Annotated in this window: 24 protein-coding genes; 9 read left to right on the top strand and 15 right to left on the bottom strand. The window is 64.6% G+C overall.

The genetic code is table 11. From position 1 onward, the window contains the following. Window positions 1-52: 52 nt before the first annotated feature. Window positions 53-2,362, top strand: a complete 2,310-nt coding sequence (gene rnr / locus MRBLMA1_RS00935; protein WP_363735362.1) for a ribonuclease R — start codon at window positions 53-55, stop codon at window positions 2,360-2,362. Window positions 2,363-2,496: 134 nt separating this feature from the next. Here rnr and MRBLMA1_RS00930 read toward each other — a convergent pair whose 3' ends face one another. From MRBLMA1_RS00930 to MRBLMA1_RS00910, 5 genes are all read right to left on the bottom strand, one after another. Beyond that, on the bottom strand, window positions 2,497-2,817 hold the full coding sequence (locus MRBLMA1_RS00930) for a hypothetical protein (protein WP_133652280.1): 321 nt from the start codon (window positions 2,815-2,817) through the stop codon (window positions 2,497-2,499). Between the two features lie 104 nt (window positions 2,818-2,921). Next, window positions 2,922-4,298, bottom strand: a complete 1,377-nt coding sequence (locus MRBLMA1_RS00925; protein WP_363734530.1) for an MATE family efflux transporter — start codon at window positions 4,296-4,298, stop codon at window positions 2,922-2,924. A 3-nt stretch (window positions 4,299-4,301) separates the two neighbouring features. Next, window positions 4,302-5,231, bottom strand: a complete 930-nt coding sequence (locus MRBLMA1_RS00920; RefSeq protein WP_363734529.1) for a DUF808 domain-containing protein — start codon at window positions 5,229-5,231, stop codon at window positions 4,302-4,304. A gap of 144 nt (window positions 5,232-5,375) precedes the next feature. After that, window positions 5,376-5,624 (bottom strand): hypothetical protein, encoded by a 249-nt coding sequence (locus tag MRBLMA1_RS00915; RefSeq protein ID WP_363734528.1) that lies wholly within the window; start codon window positions 5,622-5,624, stop codon window positions 5,376-5,378. After that, on the bottom strand, window positions 5,621-5,962 hold the full coding sequence (locus tag MRBLMA1_RS00910; RefSeq protein WP_363734527.1) for a hypothetical protein: 342 nt from the start codon (window positions 5,960-5,962) through the stop codon (window positions 5,621-5,623). Before MRBLMA1_RS00910 ends, MRBLMA1_RS00915 begins: the two co-directional genes overlap by 4 nt. 128 nt (window positions 5,963-6,090) lie before the next feature. On the opposite strand from MRBLMA1_RS00910, the gene MRBLMA1_RS00905 reads away from it, so the two are divergent. Continuing rightward, window positions 6,091-6,396 carry a plasmid stabilization protein gene (locus MRBLMA1_RS00905; RefSeq protein WP_363734526.1) on the top strand — a complete coding sequence of 102 codons (306 nt, stop codon included), beginning with the start codon at window positions 6,091-6,093 and terminating at the stop codon, window positions 6,394-6,396. 54 nt (window positions 6,397-6,450) lie between these two features. Here the strand turns inward: MRBLMA1_RS00905 and MRBLMA1_RS00900 are convergent, their stop codons facing one another. The 4 genes from MRBLMA1_RS00900 to MRBLMA1_RS00885 form a co-directional block, all read right to left on the bottom strand. Further along, complete coding sequence (locus MRBLMA1_RS00900; RefSeq protein WP_363734525.1) at window positions 6,451-7,083, bottom strand: trimeric intracellular cation channel family protein; 633 nt, start codon at window positions 7,081-7,083, stop codon at window positions 6,451-6,453. A 16-nt stretch (window positions 7,084-7,099) separates the two neighbouring features. Beyond that, entirely contained in the window at window positions 7,100-7,645 is a 546-nt protein-coding gene (locus MRBLMA1_RS00895; RefSeq protein ID WP_363734524.1) for a glutathione peroxidase, read from the bottom strand. A gap of 36 nt (window positions 7,646-7,681) precedes the next feature. Continuing rightward, complete coding sequence (locus MRBLMA1_RS00890) at window positions 7,682-8,407, bottom strand: VIT1/CCC1 transporter family protein (RefSeq protein WP_363734523.1); 726 nt, start codon at window positions 8,405-8,407, stop codon at window positions 7,682-7,684. A gap of 71 nt (window positions 8,408-8,478) precedes the next feature. Beyond that, window positions 8,479-10,257: an ABC-F family ATP-binding cassette domain-containing protein gene (locus MRBLMA1_RS00885; RefSeq protein ID WP_363734522.1), complete on the bottom strand. Its 1,779-nt coding sequence runs from the start codon at window positions 10,255-10,257 to the stop codon at window positions 8,479-8,481. A 138-nt stretch (window positions 10,258-10,395) separates the two neighbouring features. Between MRBLMA1_RS00885 and MRBLMA1_RS00880 the strand changes: the two genes are divergently transcribed. The 5 genes from MRBLMA1_RS00880 (at window position 10,396) to MRBLMA1_RS00860 (ending at window position 14,149) form a co-directional block, all read left to right on the top strand. Continuing rightward, entirely contained in the window at window positions 10,396-11,136 is a 741-nt protein-coding gene (locus MRBLMA1_RS00880) for an SIMPL domain-containing protein (RefSeq protein ID WP_414714744.1), read from the top strand. A 139-nt stretch (window positions 11,137-11,275) separates the two neighbouring features. After that, entirely contained in the window at window positions 11,276-11,614 is a 339-nt protein-coding gene (locus tag MRBLMA1_RS00875) for a hypothetical protein (protein ID WP_414714620.1), read from the top strand. A 50-nt stretch (window positions 11,615-11,664) separates the two neighbouring features. Beyond that, on the top strand, window positions 11,665-12,330 hold the full coding sequence (locus MRBLMA1_RS00870; RefSeq protein ID WP_044662519.1) for a response regulator transcription factor: 666 nt from the start codon (window positions 11,665-11,667) through the stop codon (window positions 12,328-12,330). 161 nt (window positions 12,331-12,491) lie between these two features. Next, window positions 12,492-13,796 carry a sensor histidine kinase gene (locus MRBLMA1_RS00865; RefSeq protein ID WP_363735359.1) on the top strand — a complete coding sequence of 435 codons (1,305 nt, stop codon included), beginning with the start codon at window positions 12,492-12,494 and terminating at the stop codon, window positions 13,794-13,796. Then, entirely contained in the window at window positions 13,796-14,149 is a 354-nt protein-coding gene (locus MRBLMA1_RS00860) for a YbaN family protein (RefSeq protein ID WP_363734521.1), read from the top strand. Before MRBLMA1_RS00865 ends, MRBLMA1_RS00860 begins: the two co-directional genes overlap by 1 nt. Before the next feature lie 49 nt (window positions 14,150-14,198). On the opposite strand, the gene MRBLMA1_RS00855 is transcribed toward MRBLMA1_RS00860, so the two are convergent. Continuing rightward, a complete protein-coding gene (locus tag MRBLMA1_RS00855) occupies window positions 14,199-15,422 on the bottom strand; it encodes a polyhydroxyalkanoate depolymerase (RefSeq protein WP_363734520.1) in 1,224 nt (407 codons plus the stop codon). Between the two features lie 127 nt (window positions 15,423-15,549). Between MRBLMA1_RS00855 and MRBLMA1_RS00850 the strand changes: the two genes are divergently transcribed. Further along, window positions 15,550-16,206, top strand: a complete 657-nt coding sequence (locus MRBLMA1_RS00850) for a glutathione S-transferase (protein WP_363734519.1) — start codon at window positions 15,550-15,552, stop codon at window positions 16,204-16,206. 42 nt (window positions 16,207-16,248) lie between these two features. Here MRBLMA1_RS00850 and MRBLMA1_RS00845 read toward each other — a convergent pair whose 3' ends face one another. From MRBLMA1_RS00845 to acnA, 3 genes are all read right to left on the bottom strand, one after another. Next, window positions 16,249-16,959 carry a glutamine amidotransferase gene (locus tag MRBLMA1_RS00845; RefSeq protein WP_363734518.1) on the bottom strand — a complete coding sequence of 237 codons (711 nt, stop codon included), beginning with the start codon at window positions 16,957-16,959 and terminating at the stop codon, window positions 16,249-16,251. A gap of 173 nt (window positions 16,960-17,132) precedes the next feature. Continuing rightward, window positions 17,133-17,372 carry a CBU_0592 family membrane protein gene (locus MRBLMA1_RS00840; RefSeq protein ID WP_363734517.1) on the bottom strand — a complete coding sequence of 80 codons (240 nt, stop codon included), beginning with the start codon at window positions 17,370-17,372 and terminating at the stop codon, window positions 17,133-17,135. 126 nt (window positions 17,373-17,498) lie between these two features. Next, window positions 17,499-20,168, bottom strand: coding sequence for an aconitate hydratase AcnA (gene acnA / locus MRBLMA1_RS00835; RefSeq protein WP_363734516.1), 2,670 nt, complete (start codon window positions 20,166-20,168; stop codon window positions 17,499-17,501). 411 nt (window positions 20,169-20,579) lie between these two features. Between acnA and MRBLMA1_RS00830 the strand changes: the two genes are divergently transcribed. Next, on the top strand, window positions 20,580-20,846 hold the full coding sequence (locus tag MRBLMA1_RS00830; RefSeq protein ID WP_363734515.1) for a hypothetical protein: 267 nt from the start codon (window positions 20,580-20,582) through the stop codon (window positions 20,844-20,846). Between the two features lie 22 nt (window positions 20,847-20,868). On the opposite strand, the gene MRBLMA1_RS00825 is transcribed toward MRBLMA1_RS00830, so the two are convergent. After that, window positions 20,869-21,072 (bottom strand): DUF5818 domain-containing protein, encoded by a 204-nt coding sequence (locus MRBLMA1_RS00825; RefSeq protein ID WP_133652298.1) that lies wholly within the window; start codon window positions 21,070-21,072, stop codon window positions 20,869-20,871. A gap of 3 nt (window positions 21,073-21,075) precedes the next feature. Beyond that, window positions 21,076-21,264 carry a DUF1328 domain-containing protein gene (locus MRBLMA1_RS00820; protein WP_007688211.1) on the bottom strand — a complete coding sequence of 63 codons (189 nt, stop codon included), beginning with the start codon at window positions 21,262-21,264 and terminating at the stop codon, window positions 21,076-21,078. Between the last annotated feature and the right edge of the window lie 49 nt (window positions 21,265-21,313).

Genomic DNA, 21,313 nt, shown 5'->3' with positions numbered 1-21,313 from the left:
TTTGAAGCGGTCCGCACTGGCGCGGCGGAACCGCTCTCCCTATAGCTGGTCCATGGCATCCACCGAAAAGAAGAAGAAATCCGATCCCGCCCGGACCAAGGTCCGGCCCGCCGGTTTCCCGACGCGCGAGCAGGTGATGGATTTCATCGCCACATCCGACCAGCCGGCCGGAAAGCGGGAGATCGCAAAGGCGTTCGGTCTCAAGGGGCAGGAGAAGATCGCGCTCAAGGCGCTGCTGAAGGACATGGCGGACGAAGGGCTGATCGACATCGGTCCGGCGCGGGCCTTCCACAAGATGGGCGGCGTGCCGAAGGTCACCGTGCTGCGCATCGTCGATGTCGACGACACCACCCTGATCGCCACGCCGGAACGCTGGGAGGCGGAGGGGCAGCCCGCGCCCCGGCTGCGCATCGTGGAGCGGGGCAAGAGGGGCGCGCTGACGATCGGCGACCGGATCCTGGCGCGAACCGAGGAAGCGGGGCGCGGCTGGGTCGCGCATCCGATGAAGAAGCTTGCCAAGGCGAGCGAGGAATTGCTGGGCGTGGTCGAGGAGGCGGACGGCGGCAAGCTGTGGCTGCGCCCGGTCGACAAGCGCATTCGGCGGGACACGCCGATATCGGACCCCGGCACGGCGAAGAAGGGCGATCTGGTGCTCGCCGAGCCGGTAGGGCGCCCGCCCCGGATCACGGCGCGGGTGACGGACATATTGGGCGATCCCTTCGCGCCGCGCAGCTTCAGCCTGATCGCCATCCACAAGCACGGCATTCCCCACGTCTTTTCCGAGCGGGTCGAGGAAGAGGCGGTGGCGGCTTCCAGACTCCCCCTGCATGAGGAGAAGCGGGAGGATCTGCGGCACCTGCCCATCGTCGCCATAGACCCGGTCGACGCGCGGGACCATGATGATGCGGTCTGGGCCGCGCCGGACGATGATCCGGCCAATGAGGGCGGCTACAAGGCGATCGTCGCGATCGCGGACGTCAGCTATTATGTGCGGCCGGGCAGCGCGCTGGACCGGGAGGCGCGGAAGCGCGGCAACAGCGTCTATTTCCCCGATCTGGTGGTGCCCATGCTGCCGCACCAGCTTTCCTCCGACATGTGTTCGCTGCGCGCGGGGGAGGACCGAGCGGCGCTGGCCTGTCATTTTGTGCTGGATGCCGCGGGCAAGATGAAGAGCTGGCGCTTTTCCCGCGCGGTGATCCGGGTGGCGGCGGTGCTGGCCTATGAGGACGCGCAGGCGGCGATCGACGGCACGCGGGATGAGCCGCTTCTGGAAACGGCGCTGAAGCCGCTCTGGGCCTGCTGGGCGTTGCTGCGCAAGGCGCGGGACAAGCGCGAGCCGCTGGCGCTGGACCTGCCGGAGCGGCGGGTGGTGCTGGACGAATATGGCAAGATCGTCAGCGTCGCGGTGCGCGAGCGGCTCGACGCGCATATGCTGATCGAGGATTATATGGTCGCCGCCAATGTCGCGGCGGCAAAGGCGCTGGAGGCGAAGAAGGCGCCGGTCATGTACCGCGTCCATGAACCGCCGAGCCGGGACAAGCTGGTGGCGCTGAAGGACTATCTTGCGACCTTCGACATCGAATTCGCCCTGGGCCAGGTGGTGAAGCCCGCCACCTTCAACCGGCTGATCGCCCGGGTCGGCGAAGCGGAGGAGAAGCCCCAGATCATGGAGCAGATCCTGCGCACCCAGACGCAGGCCTATTATGCACCCGCCAATCAGGGGCATTTTGGGCTGGCCCTGGGGTCCTATGCGCATTTCACCTCGCCGATCCGGCGCTATGCGGACCTGCTGGTGCATCGGGCGCTGGTGGGCGCCTATGGGCTGGAGCTGCCCGCGCCCAAGGGGGATATACCCGACCGATCCTCGTTGAGCGGGGAGGATATGGAGAATATGGCCCGCGTCGGCGAGATGATCAGCCAGCATGAGCGCCGCGCCATGGAGGCGGAACGCGAGACGATCGACCGCTATGTCGCGGCATTCCTGGCGGCGCATGTCGGCGACCTGGTGGAGGCGCGGATCACCGGGGTGCAGAGCTTCGGCTTCTTCGCCACGGTCGAGGGGCTGGGCGGCGACGGGCTGGTGCCGGTATCGACCCTGGGCGACGAGCGCTTCTTCTTTGACGAGGCGGGGCGGGCGCTGGAGGGCGTGGAGAGCGGGGACCGATATACGATCGGCCAGCGGCTGCAATTGCGGCTGGCCGAAGCGGACCCGATCAACGGGGCCTTGCGCTTCGAACTGCCCGATGCCCTGCCCCAGCGTCCTAGCTTCAAGAAGGATCGCGTCCGGCCCGGCAGCGTCCGGCGCGGGCGGCCGGCCAATATACGGCATATGGGGGCGAAGCGGGGCAAGCACCGGCGGTGAAGGCCCCTATGCGCTGTAAACCTGTTACCGCATGCCAGTGAACGAAAATGGCCTGAACGAAAATGGGCCCGAACGAAAACGGGGCAGTCCCGCAGGACCGCCCCATTTTCCGTTTTCATGCCCGCGTCGCGGCTTCAGGCCGCTGCGCTCTCCGGCTCGACAGCGAACAGGGTCACGCCCTTATATTTGCTGTCGCCCTGATCATAGAGGCCGTGCATCGCCTCGAACTTTTCGTCGATCAGGCTGACGTCGTTCAATCCGGCGAGCTTGAACGTGCCCAGCTTCAGTTCCCTGGGGGGGCGGCCGTCACGCTCGATCGTGACCGCGTCGATGAACATCTCGTCATGGCGCGTATAGAGGATATGCGGGGCCAGCTTCACGACCATCTTGTTGTAGGTCGCCATCAGACATTTCTGAAGCGCAATCGCCTCGAAGAACATGGTAGGAGCGGTCATAATCTGCTTTTCATTACCGATTTGACGCGCCGGTTCAATTGCTTTGTGCGTCGCACCATCACCTCGCCGTGCAACTTGCCATACAACTTGCACGCCAGGCGGGATCAGGCGTTTCGCCTGTGCGACACAAGGTGCAGCCTCTCCCGCAAGACCCAGCGCGCCACCAGCAACAGCGCGACCACGCCCAGCCCGCTTGCAAGGCCCAGCCAGATGCCAAGGCCCTGCAACCCCAGCGGAAAGGCCAGGACGACGCCGACTCCGATGCCGATCACCCAATAGCCGATCAGGGCAAAGATCATCGGCACGCGCGTATCCCGAATGCCCCTTAGCACCCCTGCCCCCACGGCCTGGGCCGCGTCCACCAGCTGGAACAGCGCCGCGACGCCCAGGAAGCTGACCGCAAGCGTCGCGGTCCGCCGGTTGGCGGGATCGGCAAGGTCCAGGAAAGCGGATATCAGAAGGCGCGGAAAGGCGATGAGCATCGCCGCCGCGATCAGGGCGAACCCCGTCCCGATCGCCAGCGCCAGCCAGCCCGCACGACCGACCCCCGCCAGGTCGCCCTTCCCATAAGCGAGGCCCACGCGCACGGTCGCCGCCTGGCCAATGCCCATGGGCACCATGAAGACCAGCGCGGCGATCTGGATCGCGACGGCATGCGCCGCCAGCGAGTCGCGGTCGATCAATCCCATCAGGAAGGCGGAGGCGTTGAACACCGTCGTCTCCAGCCCCAGGGTGATCGCGATCGGCAGGCCCAGCGCCCAGACGGCCCGGTGCCGTTCCCGGTCACGGGTCCAGAATCGCCCTAGCAGGCGGTAGCGACGGAACCGCCGGTCGATCAGTATGACCGCAAGCAGCCCGATGAACAGGAAGGAGGAGGACAGACTGCTGGCGATTCCCGCGCCGAAGATCCCTAGCGCGGGGAAACCGAAATGGCCGAAGATCAGCGTCCAGCCCACCAGCACATTGAACGGGATCGCGCAGACCATGATGATCAGGCCCCAGACGGGCCGTTCGAGCGCGGAGATGAAGTTGCGCAGCGTGGTGAATCCCAGAAAGGGCAGCAGCGCCCATTGCAGGCCGCGCATCAGTTCGCCCGCCTGGGCCGCCAGTTCCGCATCCTGCCCCATCAGCAGCAGGATGGATCGGCTTTCCCACAGCAGCGCCCAGGCGGGCAGCACGAACAGGGTGGCCGCGCGCAGCGTCTGATGCACGGTCCGCCGGACGTCCCGCACCGAATGCCGCCGACGCCCCCGCTCCGTGGCGATCAACGGCGCGGCGGCGGTCACCAGCCCCATGCCGAAGATCAGCAACGCATTGAACAGGTTGATCGCCAGCGCGCCAGACGCCACCGCGCCCGCACCCAGCCGGCCCAGCAGCAGCAGGTCGGTCGCGGCGATGCCGGCCCAGGCGATGTTGCCCGCGATCATCGGCAGTGCGAGCGCCGTCAGCGCCCCGGCCTCCAGGCGCCAGGGTGAACGCATCGGTCAGTGCTTTTTGAAGAGGTGCAACAGGGCGACGACGATGCCGCCAACGATCAGCCCGACAATGCCGGCGCCCACAGCGTTCACCACCCATTCCACCACCGGAGCGATGGCGGGCAGGCCGTGGGCCGCGCCTTGCGCGACATGGTGGATGGCGCCGGGAACGAGATCCCAATGAAATTCGTGAAGCCCATGGACGATCAGCCCGCCGCCGACCCAGAGCATGGCCGCGGTGCCGACAACGCCCAACATCCGCATCAGCACCGGCATGGCCTTCACCATCGCCCGCCCCAGCACCCGCGCGCCAGCCGAACGCCGCTCCGCCAGATGCAGGCCGATATCGTCCATCTTCACGATGAAGCCGACAACGCCATAGACGCCCGCGGTGATCAGGAAGGCGACGACGATCAGGATGATCGCCTGTTCCCAGATCGGTTCCGCCGCGACGGTGCCGAGGGCGATCGCCATGATTTCGCCCGACAGAATGAAGTCGGTGCGGATCGCGCCGGAAACCTTCTGCTCCTCCAATTCGCTGGAGCTGTGCGTTTCCAGCGCTTCTTCGACCAGGTCATGACCGCCCTGCACCGCTTCGAGCAGCTTTTCCGCCGCTTCGAAACAGAGAAAGGCACCGCCCAGCATCAGCAGGGGAGGCAGCAACCAGGGCGCGAAGGCGCTCAGCACCAGGGCGGCGGGAAGCAGGAACAGCAGCTTGTTGCGCAGCGAACCCTTGGCGATCTTCCAGATGATGGGGAGTTCGCGGTCCGCCGTCAGGCCCATGACATAGCGCGGCGTGACTGCCGTATCGTCGATCACCACGCCCGCCGCCTTCGACCCGGCCTTGCCCGCGGCAGCGGCAACATCATCCAGCGAACTGGCCGCAAGCTTGGCAATCCCCGCTACGTCATCGAGCAGCGCGATCAGACCCGAAGGCATTGATGTTATTCCCCTGTTGGCCCCGGCGTGGGACCGGCAGCCGCCTCAATAGAGGCGGGGCATGCCTGGCGCAATGGATTGGCAAAGGGTCGGATCGATATAGGCGGACCGAACAGGGCGGCGGCCCTGCGCCTCAATCGCGCCTCAATGCAGCCCGCGATAATTGCCCGGCGGGTCGCTGGCAGGGAAGCTTTCATCCACCTGCTCGTCCACCATGTCCCAATCGCGCGCGTCGATATGCTGTTCGTGCGGGCCGGCGTCGCGCACCGGGCCGGAAGAGAAGCCCGTCCCGCGATGGTCATATGCGTTGCGGCCAGCCTGCCATTCCTTCCAACCCCGCCAGGCCACGGTGCCCAGCCCGGTGAGAAATGCCAGTTTCAACAACCCCTTCATTTCGGCTTCTCCTGTGGTTCATGCAGATGGACCCATTCGGCCCGATTGCCGCTGACGATGTCAGGCGTCAGCGGGATGTCGCCCTCCTCATCGGTGCCGCCCGGCGGCTCCGCGGCCGGGGCGGATGCGATCGCCCAGCGCTGCCGCAGTGCCGCATCGATCATCGCCCGCCAGACGTGGTCGTCGCCCGCCTGCAACATGACATCGTCGGGATCCTTGATGATGGCGAGCAGACCAGCGGCGGCCTCCACCTGCTCCTGCCAGTGATCGGGGCCGAGAGCGGGATTGGCGGCCGCCAGATGCCGCGCCAGCCGTTCCAGAAGATTGCGCTGCTCCATGTGCTGATGAACGCCGGCCGAACCGCTCTGTTCCCTTATCGTGACGCCTGTGCAGCGAAGTGAACGTCGCGCCGCATCGATCGTTGACGCCGCATGCAAGGAACAGTTGCAAGGAGAAGGAGAAGATCATGCCCCAGGGTGACAAGAACAGCTATACCGGCAAGCAGAAGCGCAAGGCGGAGCATATCGAACAGGGTTATGAGGATCGCGGCGTATCCCGCAAGGAAGCGGAACGGCGCGCCTGGGCCACCGTCAACAAGGAATCGGGCGGCGGCAACAAATCCGGATCCGGCCGGGGGAAGCCCGACAGCCATGTCTCTTCGCGCAAGGGCGGGAAGAAGGGCGGCGCGGCATCGGCGCGGCGACCGGCGGCCGATCGCTCCGCAGCCGCCAGAAAGGGTTGGGAAACCCGGCGCAGGAAGGCGCATGGCTGACCTGGCCGGAGGATGGCTGTCCGGCGCGCGGCGGATGAACCCGCCGGCGCCGGTTCAGTCCTGAGACCGATAGTGCGGCAGCGCCAACCCCCTGCGCATCGCAACGGCCCGCAACAGGAAACCAAGGCAGGCGGCGATCAAACCGGCCACGGGAATGTCGAGTCCCAGCCAGCGCAGGAAGACGAACAGCCCCGATGCAAGCGCCGCGGCCGTCACATAAAGTTCCGGACGCAGCACTATGGACGGCTCCCCCGCCAGCAGGTCGCGCATGATGCCGCCGACGCAGCCGGTAACGACGCCCATCATCGCCGCCACCAGCGGCGGCACGCCGTAGCTCATCGCCTTGGCCGCGCCATAGACAGCGAAGGCGGCGAGCCCGACCGCGTCCAGCCAGTCGAGCGCGCTGTCGCTCCACCAGCGGCGCGGCGTGCACCAGACGAGCAGCGCGGCCAACATGCATGCGATCGCGGGCACGGCGTCGCGGACCCAGAAGACCGGCGCGCCGATCAACAGGTCGCGAACCGTTCCGCCCCCTACCCCCGTCACCAGTGCGAAGAAGGCGAAGGTGACCAGCGTCTGCCGCAGGCGCGCCGCCGCCAGCGCGCCGGATGCCGCGAAGACGAAAGTGCCGACGATGCTGAGCGTCTCAAGCACCGGGCCGATCTGCGGCAGCAGCGTCTGGTTCATGGGGCGGCGCTGGGCGTTATTTCGCGAGTTCGGCCTCTACCGCCGCCACCAGATCCGCATCATCGGGCGCGGTCGTGGGTGCGAAACGGGCCGCCACGCTGCCGTCCTTCGCGATCAGGAATTTCTCGAAATTCCAGAGCACTTCAGGTTCGGGATTGGGCGTGATGCCATAGCCGACCAGCTTTTCGCGAAACTGGGCGCCTTCCCCCCGCGCCGCGGGCTGCGCGCCGGTCAGCGCCGCGTAGAGCGGGTGCTTTTCCGGGCCGGTGACGACGATCTTTTCGAACATCGGGAAATCGACGCCGAAATTGGTGGTGCAGAAGGTCGCGATCTCTTCGTTGCTGCCCGGTTCCTGGGCGCCGAAATCATTGGCGGGGAATCCAGCGACGACCAGCCCCTTGTCCTTATAGTCGCGATAAAGCTGTTCCAGCCCTTCATATTGCGGGGTCAGGCCGCATTTGGAGGCGACGTTGACCACCAGAACCACCTTCCCCGCATAGTCGGCCAGGCTGGCGTCGGCGCCCTTGATGGTCTTGAGCGGAATCTGCTGGATATCTGTCATGTCATATTCTCCTTCGGACCGGATGGCTTGCCCCCATCATATGGCCGCGCCGAAAAGCTTGCCTACCCCGGATGTCGCAAGCATCGCGAAAACACCCCAGAAGACGACGCGCGCCACTGCTCGCGCTATTCCGCCGCCGCCCAGGCGCGCGCCGACATAGCCCAGCACCGCCAGGCACAGCAGCGATACGAGGGCGACAGCGGCGATCGCGTGCCCCGGACTGGCGACGGCGGCCAGCACGGGGGCGATCGCGCCGACGGAGAAAGTCGCGGCAGAGGTCAGCGCCGCCTGAACCGGGCGCGCTGTGCTGATGTCGGAAATGCCCAGTTCGTCCCGCGCATGGGCGGCGAGCGCGTCGACATTCATCAACTGCGTCGCCACCTGGCCCGCAAGCTCCGCAGTCAGGCCGCGATCGACATAGATGTCGCGCAATTCCTGCCATTCCACATGGGGCTGCTGGGCCAGCGCCTTCTTCTCCTTGGCCAGGTCGGCGCGCTCCGTATCGGACTGGGCGCTGACGGACACATATTCGCCCGCCGCCATCGACATGGCGCCCGCAACCAGCGCGGCAATGCCCGACAGAAGGATGGTGTCCCGCGCCGCCCCCGACGCCGCGATGCCGGTGAGCAGGCTGGCGGTGGAGACGATGCCGTCATTGGCCCCCAGAACGGCAGCGCGCAGCCAGCCGACGCGATTGACATAATGGACCGCATGATGGCCGTCGATCACGTCTTCGTCCTGCATCGTCGCGGATTGTTCCATGCGCCTTTCCCCTCTGGCTGCCCTTGGCTAACAGATGAGGCGATCGGCGCAAGGGCTTCCTGGAAATCGCTTCAGGCGCCCAGCCCTTCAGCCTTTTCCGCCAGTTCCAACCAGCGTTCCTCCGCCGCTTCCTTTTCGACGCGGGCCTTTTCGATCGCCCTGGTGAGCAGGTCGAACCTGCCGGGGTCGCGGCCGTAGAGATTGGGATCGGCCAGCGCTTCCTCGTCCCGCGCAATGGCCGCCTCTATCTCCTCGATCCGCTTTGGCAGCAGGTCCAAGTCGCGCTGGTCCTTGTAGCTGAGCTTGGTCGATGCGCTTTTCGGCGGGGGCGGCGCGGCACTCTTTTTCTCCGTCCTCGGCGCGTTCTTCGGCTGGCGCTTGGCGACCCAGTCCGCATAGCCGCCGACGATCACGTCGATGGTGCCGGAACCGTCCAGCCCGAGCGTGACCGTCACGGTGCGGTCGAGAAAGTCGCGATCGTGGCTGACAATCAGCACGGTGCCTTCATAATCGGCAATGACCTCCTGAAGCAGGTCGAGCGTCTCGAGGTCGAGGTCGTTGGTCGGCTCGTCCAGCACCAGCAGGTTCGATTCGCGGGCGAATTCGCGCGCGAACAGCAGGCGCGAGCGTTCGCCGCCCGACAAGGTGCCGACCCGCGCCTCCGCCAGGGAGGGGTCGAAGAGGAATTCCTTGAGATAGCCGTGGACATGCTTGCGCGTGCCGCGCACGTCGATCCAGTCACCGCCTTCGGCCAGGACGTCGCGGACCCGCCGGTCGGGCTGCATCAGGCTGCGCTGCTGGTCGATGAAGATCATGTCGAGCGACCTGGCCTGGCGAATCTCGCCGCTGTCGGGCGCGAGTTCGCCGGTCAGCAGTTTCAGGAGCGTGGTCTTGCCCGCGCCGTTGCCGCCAACGATGCCGATGCGGTCGCCGCGCTGGATGCGCAGCGAGAAGTCCTTGATGACTGTGCGATCCCCGAATTGCTTGGTGACATGTTCGGCGGTGATGACGCTTTTCGTCTTGTTGTCGTCGCTGGCGACGGCAATTTTCGCGACGCCCTGCGGACCCACCATGGCGGCGCGTTGGGCGCGCATTTCCCATAATTTGGCGAGGCGGCCCTGGTTGCGCTTGCGCCGGGCGGTGACGCCGCGTTCCAGCCAGTGCGCCTCGATCTTCAGCTTGGCGTCCAGCTTTTCGGCGGCGCGGGCTTCCTCGGCATAGACGGCCTCCATCCACTCATCGAAACCGCCAAAGCCGATTTCATTGCGGCGGATGCCGCCCCTGTCGAGCCAGAGCGTCTGGCGCGTCAGGCGGGTGAGGAAGGCGCGGTCATGGCTGATGACGATGAAGGCGCCGTTATAGCGGCCGAGCCACCCTTCCAGCCAGTCGATCGCGTCGATGTCGAGATGGTTGGTCGGTTCGTCGAGCAGCAGCAGGTCCGGCTCGCTCGCCAGGGCGCGGGCAATGGCGGCGCGACGGCGTTCGCCCCCCGATGCGGTGGCGGCTTCACGGTTGAGATCGGTGCCGAGCTGGCTGGCGATGGCGTCGACCTCATGGGCGGGCGGGGCGAACTGGCCGGCCAGCGCGAAGTCCCGCAGCGTGGCGAAGCCGGAAACATCCGGATCCTGCTCCAGCATGATGACGCGGGCGCCGGGCCGGAAGGATCGGGTGCCCTCGTCCGGTTCGATCTGACCGGCGATCAGCTTGAGCAGCGTGGTCTTTCCCGCCCCGTTGCGGCCGATCAGCGCCAGCCGGTCCCGTTCCCCGACGAAAATGTCGAGATTGCGGAAAAGCCAATGGGTGCCCTGTGAGAGGCCAAGATTTTCGAAGGAGAGAATGGGAGCCGCCATGGCCGTGCAGCTAGGCGTTCTGGAAAGCTGGGGCAAGAGGGGGAACCGGAAGCTGTCTGACGGCTTTCAGCGCATGTCAGCGTCCATTCATCGCAGCCGTCACAATGTCGCTGCATCGCTTTTTGAGGAGAAAGCCCTGTGAAATCCATGTTCGCCCTGATGGCCTCTGCTGTCGTTGCCGCCGCTGCCCTGCCCGTCGCGGCCGCTGCGCAGACCAGCGTGACCATTGCAGAAACCGCGCCGGTGGTGACGTTGAACGTCACCGAAACCGTGGAGGCGGCGCCCGACATGGCGACGGTGGGCACCGGGGTCCAGACCCGCGCCCAGACCGCGGCGCAGGCGATGCGCGACAATGCGGCGCAGATGGACAAGCTGATCGCGGCGCTGGTGAAGGCGGGCATTCCGAAGAAGGACATCCAGACCAGTGGGATCAATCTGAGCGCCCAATATGACTATAGCAACCGCGACGGTCAGGCTTCCGCGCCGCGCTTCATCGGATATGAGGCGTCGAACCAGCTATCGGTGAAGCTGCGCGACATCCGGAAGGTGGGCGGGCTGCTCGATACCATGGTCGATGCGGGCGCGACCAATGTGAGCGGGCCCAGCTTCTCGATCAGCGATCCGGCGCCGATGCTGGCGCAGGCACGCTCGGCCGCACTCAAGAGCGCCAGGGCGCAGGCGGATTTCTACGCGCAGGCGGCCGGATACCGCTCGGCACGGCTGGTTTCGCTGACGGAGAGCAACAGCGGCGGGCAGCCGCCCGTGCCGATGATGGCGGCGGCGCGGTTCAAGGCGGATTCAGCGCCTGCCACGCCCGTGGAACCGGGACAGGTCGGGTCATCGGTGACGCTGACCGTGCAATATGCGCTGGAGAAATAAGCGCGGGATAGCCTCATCGCCGAAGATCATCCTGGAAGATCATCGCTGATGTAGCGCCGGCCCCCTGCCCCCTCCCACCCTGCGGGAGGGGGCATATACCGGAACCCGACCCCCCTCATCGTCATTCACCACCTGTTCAATGGCTGCCCGCTATGCCAAGGTCATGGAAATGAAGCGGTTAAGACTGATAGCAGCCATGGGGGTCATGGCGGCGCTTTTCGCCGCCAATCCGCCTGCCCAGGCCAGCAGCCAGCGCGACGAGCAGGATGCCGCGCGCCGCGCGATGCTGGACGGGCAGGTCATGCCGTTTTCCGTCATCAAGCGCCGGGTGGATGCCGCCATGGGCGGCGCCACCTATCTGGGCAGCGAATTCAACCCGTCCACCAATCGATACCGCCTCAAATATGTGAAGGACGGCAAGGTGGTATGGGTTGATGCGGACGGTCGCACGGGCGATATAATCGGCTGGGCGCGCTGACAGGCGCGTACCGCCTTGTCCTTTGGACATAACAACAGAAACGGGGCCATATGCGTCTGCTGATCGTCGAAGATGAACCTAGCCTGGGGCAACAGCTCCGGAACACGCTGGAGGGCGCGGGCTATGCCGTGGATCTGGCCGACGATGGCGAGGACGGGCATTTCCTGGGCGCGACCGAAAGCTATGACGCGGTCGTCCTGGACCTGGGCCTGCCCACCATTGACGGCCTTACCGTGCTGGACCGCTGGCGCAAGGAAGGGCGCAGCTTTCCGGTACTGGTGCTGACGGCGCGGGACAGCTGGTCCGACAAGGTGGCCGGACTGGACGCAGGCGCTGACGATTATCTGGCCAAGCCGTTCCAGAGCGAGGAACTGATCGCCCGGCTGCGCGCGCTGATCCGTCGCGCGTCGGGCAATGCGTCGAGCGAGCTGACGGCGGGCGACGTGCGGCTGGACACGCGATCGGGCAAGGTGACGCTGAAGGGCGAGCCGGTGAAGCTCACCGCGCAGGAATATAAGCTGCTGTCCTACCTCCTCCACCACAAGGGCAAGGTCGTGAGCCGCACCGAACTGATCGAGCATATCTACGACCAGGATTTCGACCGCGATTCCAACACGATCGAGGTATTCGTGACCCGCATCCGCAAGAAGCTGGGCGCGGATGTCATCACGACCATCCGGGGCCTGGGCTACAGCCTGGACGAGCCGGGGCGATAAACCCCCTCCTTCCGTTCGGCTGAGCTTGTCGAGCCTGGTTCTTCAAGGAAAATGAAGCCCTTCGACAAGCGCGGGGCGAACGGAAACGAAGGTTTCGGCTTTTTTTGACCGATCCCCCCTCCCCTCCGCAGGTCCGTTCCACCGGATCGCTCAGCCGCCGCATGATCGGCATCGCGGCGCTGTGGATCAGCCTGCTGCTGCTGGGCGGCGGGCTGGCGCTCGACCGCGTGCTGTCCGATGCGATCACGCGCAATTTCGACGACGGGATGAACTATGTCCTGACCGCCATGATCGCATCGGCGGAGATCGGGCCGGACGGCGAGGTGCTGTTCAACCGCGAGCCCGCCGATCAGCGTTTCCTGGAGCCCAATAGCGGCATTTACTACCAGATCAGCGGCAAGGGGCATGAGGACTGGCGGTCGCGTTCGCTGTGGGACCGGGCGCTGAAGGTCAATCCGGAGCATCATGACGACGCGCCGCATATCTATGACAGCAACCAGTTTCCGGGCGAAGACCTGCGCGTCATGGAACGCAGCATCATCCTGCCCGGGTCAAACACGCGATGGATGTTCATGGTGGCGCAGGCGCGCGAGGGGCTGGACGCGCAGATAAAGACGCTGCGTTCGACCCTGTTCGAGAGCTTTGCCCTGCTGGCGCTGGGGCTGATCGTGCTGGCGACCCTGCAGACGATCTACGGGCTGCGCCCGCTGCGCAAGGTTCGCCACGAGATCGTGCGGATGCGCGCGGGTGAGAAGAACCGCGTGACCGAGCCGATGCCCGCCGAGGTGCTGCCGATGGTGGAGGAGCTCAACGCGCTGCTCGCCCATAATGAACGGCAGGCGGAGGAAGCGCGGACCCATGCGGGCAACCTTGCCCATGCGCTGAAGACGCCATTGACCGTAATCATGAACGCGGCGACCGCGCAATCGCCCGACCTGGGCGACACCGTGATCCGGGAAGCGACGACGATGCGCCGCCAGGTCGACCATCATCTGGCGCGGGCGCGAGCGGTCGGCCGGCGCGGCGCGGCGCATAGCCGGGCGGAAGTATGGGCCAGCCTGGACGCGGTAGAACGCGCCGTCCAGCGGCTTTATCCCGAAGTGCGCATCGACATGGACGGCGACAAGGAGGCCGCCGTGCGGGTCGAAAGGCAGGATCTGGACGAAATGCTGGGCAATCTGATCGAGAATGCCGCAAAATATGGCGGTGGCAGCGTGTTTGCGACGGTCGGACGCAAGGGATCCATGGTCGAAATCCTGGTCGAGGATGACGGCACGGGCATTCCCCAGGCAGACCGCACGCGCATTTTCGACCGGGGCGTCAGGCTGGATTCGGGGAAGCCGGGGACGGGCCTTGGCCTTGCCATCGTGCGGGACGTGGCGGAAATCTATGGCGGGTCGGTCGCGCTGGAGGAGAGCGAGGATCTGGGCGGCGTGCTGGTCCGGCTGCGGCTGCCCGCTGCCTGATGCGGCGGCACTTCTACCTTGCCTGCGGTTTCCTGTCCCTGGGGCTGGGCGCGATCGGCGCCTTCCTGCCTCTCCTGCCGACCGTGCCGTTCATGATCCTGGCGGCATTCTGCTTTGCGCGATCCAGCCCGGCGCTGGAGGCCCGATTGCTGGAGCATCGCCATTTTGGCCCGCATATCCGGCGCTGGCGGGAAAAGGGAGCGATCAGCCGGCGGGGAAAGAAGGCGGCATTGGCCGCCTTTGCGTTCAGCGCGGTGCTGGCGCTGCTGCTATCGCCCTTTCCCTGGTTTCTGATCCCGCTGGCCGCGGCCCTGATCGGCGGCACATGGATCTGGACCCGCCCCGAGGGCTGAGACCCTTGATGCTCCCTCAAAAGGGGACGCAGACGGCGTCCGACAGCCCTCAGTTCATGGCCAGGATCATGTTCCGCACCTGAGGATAAACCTGCTTTTCCCATTTGCTGCCGGAAAAGACGCCATAATGGCCGACGCCGGGTTGAAGATGATGGCGTTTCATATGCGGGCGCAGGCCGGTGCAGAGCACATGGGCGGCAGCGGTCTGGCCCACGGCGCAGACATCATCCTTTTCACCCTCGACCGTCAGCAGCGCGGTCTTGTGGATCGCGCCGGGATTGACCTTCCGCCCGCGATAGGTGAGTTCACCCTTGGCCAGCAATGTCCGCTGGAACACCTTGTCGACCGTTTCCAGATAGAATTCCGCCGTCATGTCGAGCACGGCGAAATATTCCTCGTAAAAGGTCTTGATCTTGTTCGCTTCGACCTGCTTGCCATCGGCCAGCAGTTGGTAAAGTTCCCGATGGGCCGAGCCATGCCGGTCCATGTTCATCGACATGAAGGCCGAAAGCTGAAGGAAACCGGGGTAGACGCGCCGGCCGCGCCCAGCATAGCGCATCGGCACCAGACTGATCAGATTATCCTCGAACCATTCGATCGACTGTTCATTGGCGAGTTCGTTGACCACAGTCGGAGCAGCGCGGGTATCGATCGGCCCGCCCATCAGAGTCATGGACCGCGGCGTCGCCGCATCCTTGTCCTCCGACATGATCGACACCGCCACCATGGCCGGCACGCAGGGCTGGCAGACCGAAACCAGATGCGATCCCGGCCCGATTTCCCGCATGAACATCATTATGTAGTCGACATAGTCGTCGAAGCCGAACCTTCCGGCGCTCAGCGGTACGTCGCGGGCGTTCTTCCAATCGGTGATGTACACGTCATGATCACGCAGAAGCGTCTGCACCGTGTTGCGCAGCAGGGTCGCGAAGTGGCCCGACATGGGCGCGACCACCAGCACCTTGGGCTGGGGCGCCTCCACATCGTCCTTCACGAAATGCAGCAGGTTCCCGAAAGGCAGGTCCAGCGCCACCTCTTCCCTCACGGCCACGACGGCATTGCCGCTGTGCACCTGCGTTATGCCATAGGCAGGCCGATGATGGGTCAGCTTCGCACCCTGGAACACGTCCATCAACGCGAACATGCGGCGCGGCATGGCCCAATCCGCCACCGGACCCATCTTGTCCCTGAAGGAAAGTGCGATCTGAGCACCCAAGCGCGCAGGGGCCATCATGTCGTTCCAGGCCTGATAGCCGCTATATAGCATCATCATCTTGCTCAAACGCGTCCTAAGCTCTTCCGGTGCCGATTCGGTCCCATGCAAAAACCGTTATACAGGTTTTCCATATTGCACCGCATCATGATTGATGGGAACATAGGGATGAAGCGGGAGGAATGCCATGGCCGACGCCGAACTGACCATTTCCAGCAAGACTTATTCATCCTGGTCCCTGCGCGGATGGTTGTTGTGCCGCATGGCGGGCCTGAAAGTCGTCGAGAAGACGATCGCGCTCGATGATCCTGAAAACCGGGCGGAATTGCTGCTTTTGTCGCCGTCGGTTCTGGTTCCCCGCCTGACCCATGAGGGGGCGAGCGTCTGGGACACGCTCGCAATTGCGGAATATCTGCATGAACTTTACCCGCATGCCGGGCTTTATCCCGAAGAGCGGATCGCGCGGGCGCATTGCCGATCGGTTTCGGGCGAGATTCACTCCGGCTTCATCAACCTGCGATCGGCGCTGCCGATGAACCTCAAGGTACGGCACGACAAATTTCCGGTCTTTTCAGGGGCCAAGCAGGACATCGAACGGATCGAGGAAATCTGGACCGAATGCCTGAACACCTATGGCGGCCCCTGGCTGTTCGGGGAAAGGGCGAGCGTGGCCGACGCCATGTTCGCGCCGGTGGCGCAGCGCTTCCTGACCTACGCGGTGGCGCTGTCGGCGCAATCGGCGGCCTATTGCAACTGGAGCAACGATTGGGAACTGATGCGCGAATGGATCGACGCCGCCCGCCGGGAGAAGGATGAGGTCGAGGAACTGGAGGTCGAGTTTTAGGACGATTTCCCAGGCGATCAAAGCCGATCGCTGGTCAGGAAATCACGACGTCCGGCTCTCGATCCCGCTCAGCCATTCGGCGATCATTGCGCGACCGGCTGCGACGGCCGCCGGGCCATGGTCGGCATGGTCCTGCCGCAGGGCGATGCCGCATTGCTTCGCTATGTCGAGATCAGCCCAGAAATGGGTGAGCCAATCCTCGAAACGCGGATCTTCGCCCATTTCCGCGTGGAATTGCAGCGCCAGCAGCTTGGATCCGCGGCGAAAGGCCTGATGCGCGTAATTTTCGGTGGAGGCCAGCAGTTCGACGCCGGCCGGCAGGTCGAACGTGTCGCTATGCCAATGCAGAACGGGAACCCCGTCCAGATGGCGCAGCGGCGATTCGGCTCCCGCCCGGTTCAACATGACCGGCGCGAAACCCAGTTCCATCCGCCCGCCGGAATAGACGGACGCGCCGAGCGCCGCGGCGATCATCTGGCTGCCCAGGCACACGCCCAGGGTCGGCAGATCCTGTTCCAGCCGGGCGGCGAGCTTTGCGATCTGGAGCGGAATCCAGGGGTGCAGATCATGTTCGTAAACGCCCATCGGGCCGCCCATCATGATAAGCAGGTCAGGGGTGCAGAGATCGACATCGGCAAAGTCGGCGCTGGCGACGTCGATCCGCTCGATCCGATAGCCGGCAGCTTCGATCGGCTGGAGATAGCCTGCCGCACCCTCTCGCGGCACATGTCGGACAATCAGCGCTGTTTTCATTTCCGCCATGCTGCCAGAGCGGATTTCGATCTGATTGAATCAGATCGCCGCTCTGGTTTCCTTGTTTTCCGCGATTTCTTGACCAGCGATCGGTTCCGATCGCCTGGAAATCGCTCTAGCCAAAGACGGCATGGCCGGCCACCCCAGCCTTTCTTGGGTTTTTGAAATGAAGGCTATCGGCGGGCGATGCGGATCAATGTGCTGGTCCCGATCGCGAACCAGATGATGTTGACGACCGTCGACGGGATGGCGCCGTGCCACCAGGTGTTGATGACGAACAGCCCGGAACCCAGCGTGTTCATCCCCTGGAAGAGGGTGGACCTGCCCGAGGCATGGCCGCTCGATACGAGCAGATAGGCGCCCAGGATCAACAGCGCACCCGCCCAGCCGGCGATTTCAATCAGGATCGGCAATCCATCCCCCATGGATAATGATGGTCTGGCTCGGTCGCTTGGAAACCGCTCCAGGCCCCTCTCCCAAGGAAAGAGGCTCCCCCCTTGCGGAGAGAGCCTCTTTTCCTTCAGTCATGCGTGCGCCGGTCAGGCGGCCAGCTTGCGCAGCACATATTGCAGGATGCCGCCGTTCAGGAAATAATCCAGTTCGTTGACGGTATCGATGCGGCACAGCGCGGTGAAGGTGAAGGTGGAACCGTCGGCGCGCTTCACGATCACTTCCACATCCTGGCGCGGCTTCAGGCCGGCGACATTCTGGATGGTGAAGGTTTCGTCGCCGGTGAGGCCGAACGTGTCCTTGTTCTGACCGTCCTTGAACTGGAGCGGCAGGACGCCCATGCCGACCAGGTTCGAACGGTGGATGCGCTCGAAGCTTTCCACGATGACCGCGCGCACGCCCAGCAGGTTGGTGCCCTTCGCTGCCCAGTCGCGCGACGACCCGGTGCCATATTCCTTGCCGCCGATGACGACCAGCGGAGTGCCGTCGGCCTTGTGCTTCATCGCCGCGTCGTAGATCGGCATGACTTCGCCTTCATAACGGGTCATGCCGCCCTCGACGCCGTCCAGCATCAGGTTCTTGATGCGGATATTGGCGAAGGTGCCGCGCATCATGACTTCGTGATGGCCGCGGCGGGCGCCGTAGCTGTTGAAGTCGGCCTGCGCCACCTGACGCTCCTGCAGCCACTTGCCCGCGGGGCTGGTCGCCTTGATCGAGCCGGCCGGCGAAATATGGTCGGTGGTGATCGAGTCCCCGAAAATGGCCAGCGGCTTGGCCTCGACAATGTCGGTGACCGGCTTCGGGGTCATGGTCAGACCCTCGAAATAGGGCGGGTTGGCGACATAGGTCGAACCAGCGCGCCAGCTGTAGGTAGCCGAACCCGTGACGTTGATCGCCTGCCAGTGGGCGTCGCCCTTGTACACATTGGCGTAGCGCGCCTGGAACATCTGGCGGTCCATGCAGCCCGCCATGGTCGAGGCGACTTCGTCATTGGTCGGCCAGATGTCCTTCAGGAACACCTGCTGGCCGTCCTTGCCCGTGCCGATCGGCGTGGTGATGAAGTCTTCGACCACCGTACCCTTCAGCGCATAGGCGACGACCAGCGGCGGCGAGGCCAGGAAGTTGGCGCGCACGTCGGGAGACACGCGGCCTTCGAAATTGCGGTTACCGGAGATGACGGCGGCGGCGACCAGGCCGTTTTCGTTGATCGCCTTGCTGATCGGCTCGGCCAGCGGACCGGAGTTGCCGATGCAGGTGGTGCAGCCATAGCCGACCAGGTTGAAGCCTATGGCGTCGAGATGCGACTGAAGCCCGGCCTTTTCCAGATAGTCGGTAACCACCTGCGATCCCGGCGCCAGCGAGGTCTTTACCCAGGGCTTGGGCTTCAGGCCCAGTTCGTTCGCCTTCTTGGCAACGAGGCCGGCCGCGACGAGGACGCCGGGGTTCGAGGTGTTGGTGCAGCTGGTGATCGCGGCGATGGTGACGTCGCCGTCGCCAATGTCGAAATCCTTGCCTTCCACCGGAACGCGAGCCTGGGCCTTCTTGTACACCTTTTCCATGTCGGCGTTGAAGACATCGTCCACGTCCGGCAGCGCAACGCGATCCTGCGGACGCTTCGGCCCTGCAAGGCTGGGAACGACGGTCGAGAGGTCCAGCTCCAGCGTGTCGGTGAAAACCGGTTCGACCGCCGGATCGATCCAGAAGCCCTGCTCCTTCGCATAGGCTTCGACCAGCGCGATATTCTCTTCGGTGCGACCGGTGAGACGCATATAGTCCAGCGTCTTGTCGTCAATGCCGAAGAAGCCGCAGGTCGCGCCATATTCCGGCGCCATATTGGCCAGCGTCGCGCGATCGGCGAGCGACAGGGTGGCAAGGCCGGGGCCGAAATATTCGACGAAGCGGCCGACCACGCCACGGGCGCGCAGCATCTGGGTGCAGGTGAGGACAAGGTCCGTGGCGGTGACGCCTTCCTTCAATTCACCGGTGAAGCGGAAGCCGACCACTTCGGGAATGAGCATGGAGACGGGCTGGCCCAGCATCGCGGCCTCAGCCTCGATACCACCGACGCCCCAGCCCAGCACGCCCAGACCGTTGATCATGGTGGTGTGGCTGTCAGTGCCGACGCAGGTGTCGGGATAGGCGACGGTGACGCCGTCAGGGCCTTCGCTCGACCAGACCGCCTGCGCGATATTTTCCAGGTTCACCTGATGGCAGATGCCGGTGCCCGGGGGCACGGCATAGAAATTGGCGAGCGACTTGGAACCCCATTTCAGGAAGTCATAGCGCTCCATATTGCGCTGATATTCAATTTCCACATTCTGCTCGAACGCCTTGGGCGTACCGAATTCGTCGACCATGACCGAGTGGTCGATGACGAGGTGGACCGGCACCTGCGGGTTGATCTTGCTGGCGTCGGCGCCCAGCGCAGTCATCGCGTCGCGCATCGCGGCGAGGTCGACGACGCAGGGAACGCCGGTAAAGTCCTGCATCAGCACGCGGGCGGGGCGATACTGAATCTCCCGTTCGGCCTTGCCCTTGTCATTCTGCCAGTCGACGATCGCCTGGATGTCGGCGGTGGTGACGGTGACGCCGTCCTCGAAGCGGAGCAGGTTTTCCAGCAGCACCTTCATCGAGAAGGGCAGGCGCGAGACGTCGCCCAGCTTGGCCGCGGCCTTCTTCAGCGAATAATAGGCAATGTCCTTGCCGCCCACCTTCAAGGTGTCGCGCGTGCCAAGTGTATCCTGTCCGATGGCGGTCATGAGTCGTGCGTCTCCTCGCAGTTGCCGGGCCAGGAGCAGGCAGGATGACGCTATTCCACCAGAAGCTCGCCGGACGGCGAAAATACCGGACGGCAAGGTGGCGGGATGCGCCCCCACTCATGGCCGAAGCGAATATGTCCCGATGCGCGCCGCCATAGCGCCTGCGCGCCTCAAGTCAAATGCGAAGGCGCGAAATGGCACAGGCCGGGCGAATCTTTCTTGTAGACGGCGCGATCAAGCGCGGGATACATTGGGCTGCGGTCGCGTTCTGGTGCAAGGAGCGGGCCTTGCAGAGATGATAAAGGGTCGCTCGCTCTGACGTTCGTCGTTGCATCAATGCTGGTGTGAAGCTCGGGGGCAATTCCGGATTTCATATCGATGCCGAGATATATGTCTGAGGAGGAAGAGACGATGCGCCCAGTTTCCACCCTCGCCACCGGCAGGTCTTTCGACCCGGCCTTAAGGGGTTACATCATTCATTATCATCCGGGGGAAGCCAATCACTGCCCCAGTTGCGGTCGCAGCCAGTGGATGGTCGGACGCCTGATGGCGGAGTGCGCCTATTGCGAAACCGCACTGCCGCTGGAGAATAACCGAGGTGTCGGGGCGTGCGCCCGTTTCGTCAGCACGCATGACGTCATGACGTCGCCCGACCCCCGCGAGTCGTTTACTCCGTAAACGGATGGAGGGCTGCGCGCCGTCAGGCCGCAGCCACTCCCTCCACCTCCACTATGCCGTCGCCGGCATAATAGCCCTGCACCCGCACGCGTTTTTCCACATGGTCGACGGGGACGCGCAGCAGGACAAGGCGGAAGCTGCCGCCCAGATCGCGCTGGAGCAGAAACCCTGACTCGTCGCGGATCAACCGCCCGGTTTCGTCCACTCCAGCACCGATCTGCGTCATGGGTTATCGATCTATCGCATTCTTGATGCCCTTGCCAGCCATCAGGCCAAGGACAAGGAAGATGACGAACAGCGCGATCGCCAGCACGAACAGGAACTTCGCGATACCCACGAACGTGCCCGCCGCGCCGCCAAAGCCCAATATGGCGAGCACGGCGGCGATCACGAGCGAAATGATGGCCAGACGGATCATGCGGCACTCCTTTCCGTTGAAAGACCTGCCCTTTCCAACGGATGGCGAG

The organism is Sphingobium sp. LMA1-1-1.1 (genome assembly GCF_040676365.1).
Lineage (GTDB): Bacteria > Pseudomonadota > Alphaproteobacteria > Sphingomonadales > Sphingomonadaceae > Sphingobium.
Note: the sequence above shows the minus strand (reverse complement) of the source record. Positions and strands in the feature narration are given on the sequence as shown.

Coding starts and splice junctions, on each gene's coding strand:
- MRBLMA1_RS00830 (WP_363734515.1), top strand. CDS start 20,580: ATGCGCCCAGTTTCCACCCTCGCCACCGGCAGGTCTTTCGACCCGGCC.
- MRBLMA1_RS00865 (WP_363735359.1), top strand. CDS start 12,492: ATGATCGGCATCGCGGCGCTGTGGATCAGCCTGCTGCTGCTGGGCGGC.
- MRBLMA1_RS00905 (WP_363734526.1), top strand. CDS start 6,091: ATGCCCCAGGGTGACAAGAACAGCTATACCGGCAAGCAGAAGCGCAAG.
- MRBLMA1_RS00845 (WP_363734518.1), bottom strand. CDS start 16,959: ATGAAAACAGCGCTGATTGTCCGACATGTGCCGCGAGAGGGTGCGGCA.
- MRBLMA1_RS00820 (WP_007688211.1), bottom strand. CDS start 21,264: ATGATCCGTCTGGCCATCATTTCGCTCGTGATCGCCGCCGTGCTCGCC.
- MRBLMA1_RS00910 (WP_363734527.1), bottom strand. CDS start 5,962: ATGGAGCAGCGCAATCTTCTGGAACGGCTGGCGCGGCATCTGGCGGCC.
- MRBLMA1_RS00920 (WP_363734529.1), bottom strand. CDS start 5,231: ATGCCTTCGGGTCTGATCGCGCTGCTCGATGACGTAGCGGGGATTGCC.
- MRBLMA1_RS00855 (WP_363734520.1), bottom strand. CDS start 15,422: ATGATGATGCTATATAGCGGCTATCAGGCCTGGAACGACATGATGGCC.
- MRBLMA1_RS00825 (WP_133652298.1), bottom strand. CDS start 21,072: ATGACGCAGATCGGTGCTGGAGTGGACGAAACCGGGCGGTTGATCCGC.
- MRBLMA1_RS00930 (WP_133652280.1), bottom strand. CDS start 2,817: ATGACCGCTCCTACCATGTTCTTCGAGGCGATTGCGCTTCAGAAATGT.
- MRBLMA1_RS00885 (WP_363734522.1), bottom strand. CDS start 10,257: ATGGCGGCTCCCATTCTCTCCTTCGAAAATCTTGGCCTCTCACAGGGC.
- MRBLMA1_RS00850 (WP_363734519.1), top strand. CDS start 15,550: ATGGCCGACGCCGAACTGACCATTTCCAGCAAGACTTATTCATCCTGG.
- MRBLMA1_RS00900 (WP_363734525.1), bottom strand. CDS start 7,083: ATGAACCAGACGCTGCTGCCGCAGATCGGCCCGGTGCTTGAGACGCTC.
- MRBLMA1_RS00915 (WP_363734528.1), bottom strand. CDS start 5,624: ATGAAGGGGTTGTTGAAACTGGCATTTCTCACCGGGCTGGGCACCGTG.
- rnr (WP_363735362.1), top strand. CDS start 53: ATGGCATCCACCGAAAAGAAGAAGAAATCCGATCCCGCCCGGACCAAG.
- acnA (WP_363734516.1), bottom strand. CDS start 20,168: ATGACCGCCATCGGACAGGATACACTTGGCACGCGCGACACCTTGAAG.
- MRBLMA1_RS00890 (WP_363734523.1), bottom strand. CDS start 8,407: ATGGAACAATCCGCGACGATGCAGGACGAAGACGTGATCGACGGCCAT.
- MRBLMA1_RS00895 (WP_363734524.1), bottom strand. CDS start 7,645: ATGACAGATATCCAGCAGATTCCGCTCAAGACCATCAAGGGCGCCGAC.
- MRBLMA1_RS00925 (WP_363734530.1), bottom strand. CDS start 4,298: ATGCGTTCACCCTGGCGCCTGGAGGCCGGGGCGCTGACGGCGCTCGCA.
- MRBLMA1_RS00860 (WP_363734521.1), top strand. CDS start 13,796: ATGCGGCGGCACTTCTACCTTGCCTGCGGTTTCCTGTCCCTGGGGCTG.
- MRBLMA1_RS00870 (WP_044662519.1), top strand. CDS start 11,665: ATGCGTCTGCTGATCGTCGAAGATGAACCTAGCCTGGGGCAACAGCTC.
- MRBLMA1_RS00875 (WP_414714620.1), top strand. CDS start 11,276: ATGGCTGCCCGCTATGCCAAGGTCATGGAAATGAAGCGGTTAAGACTG.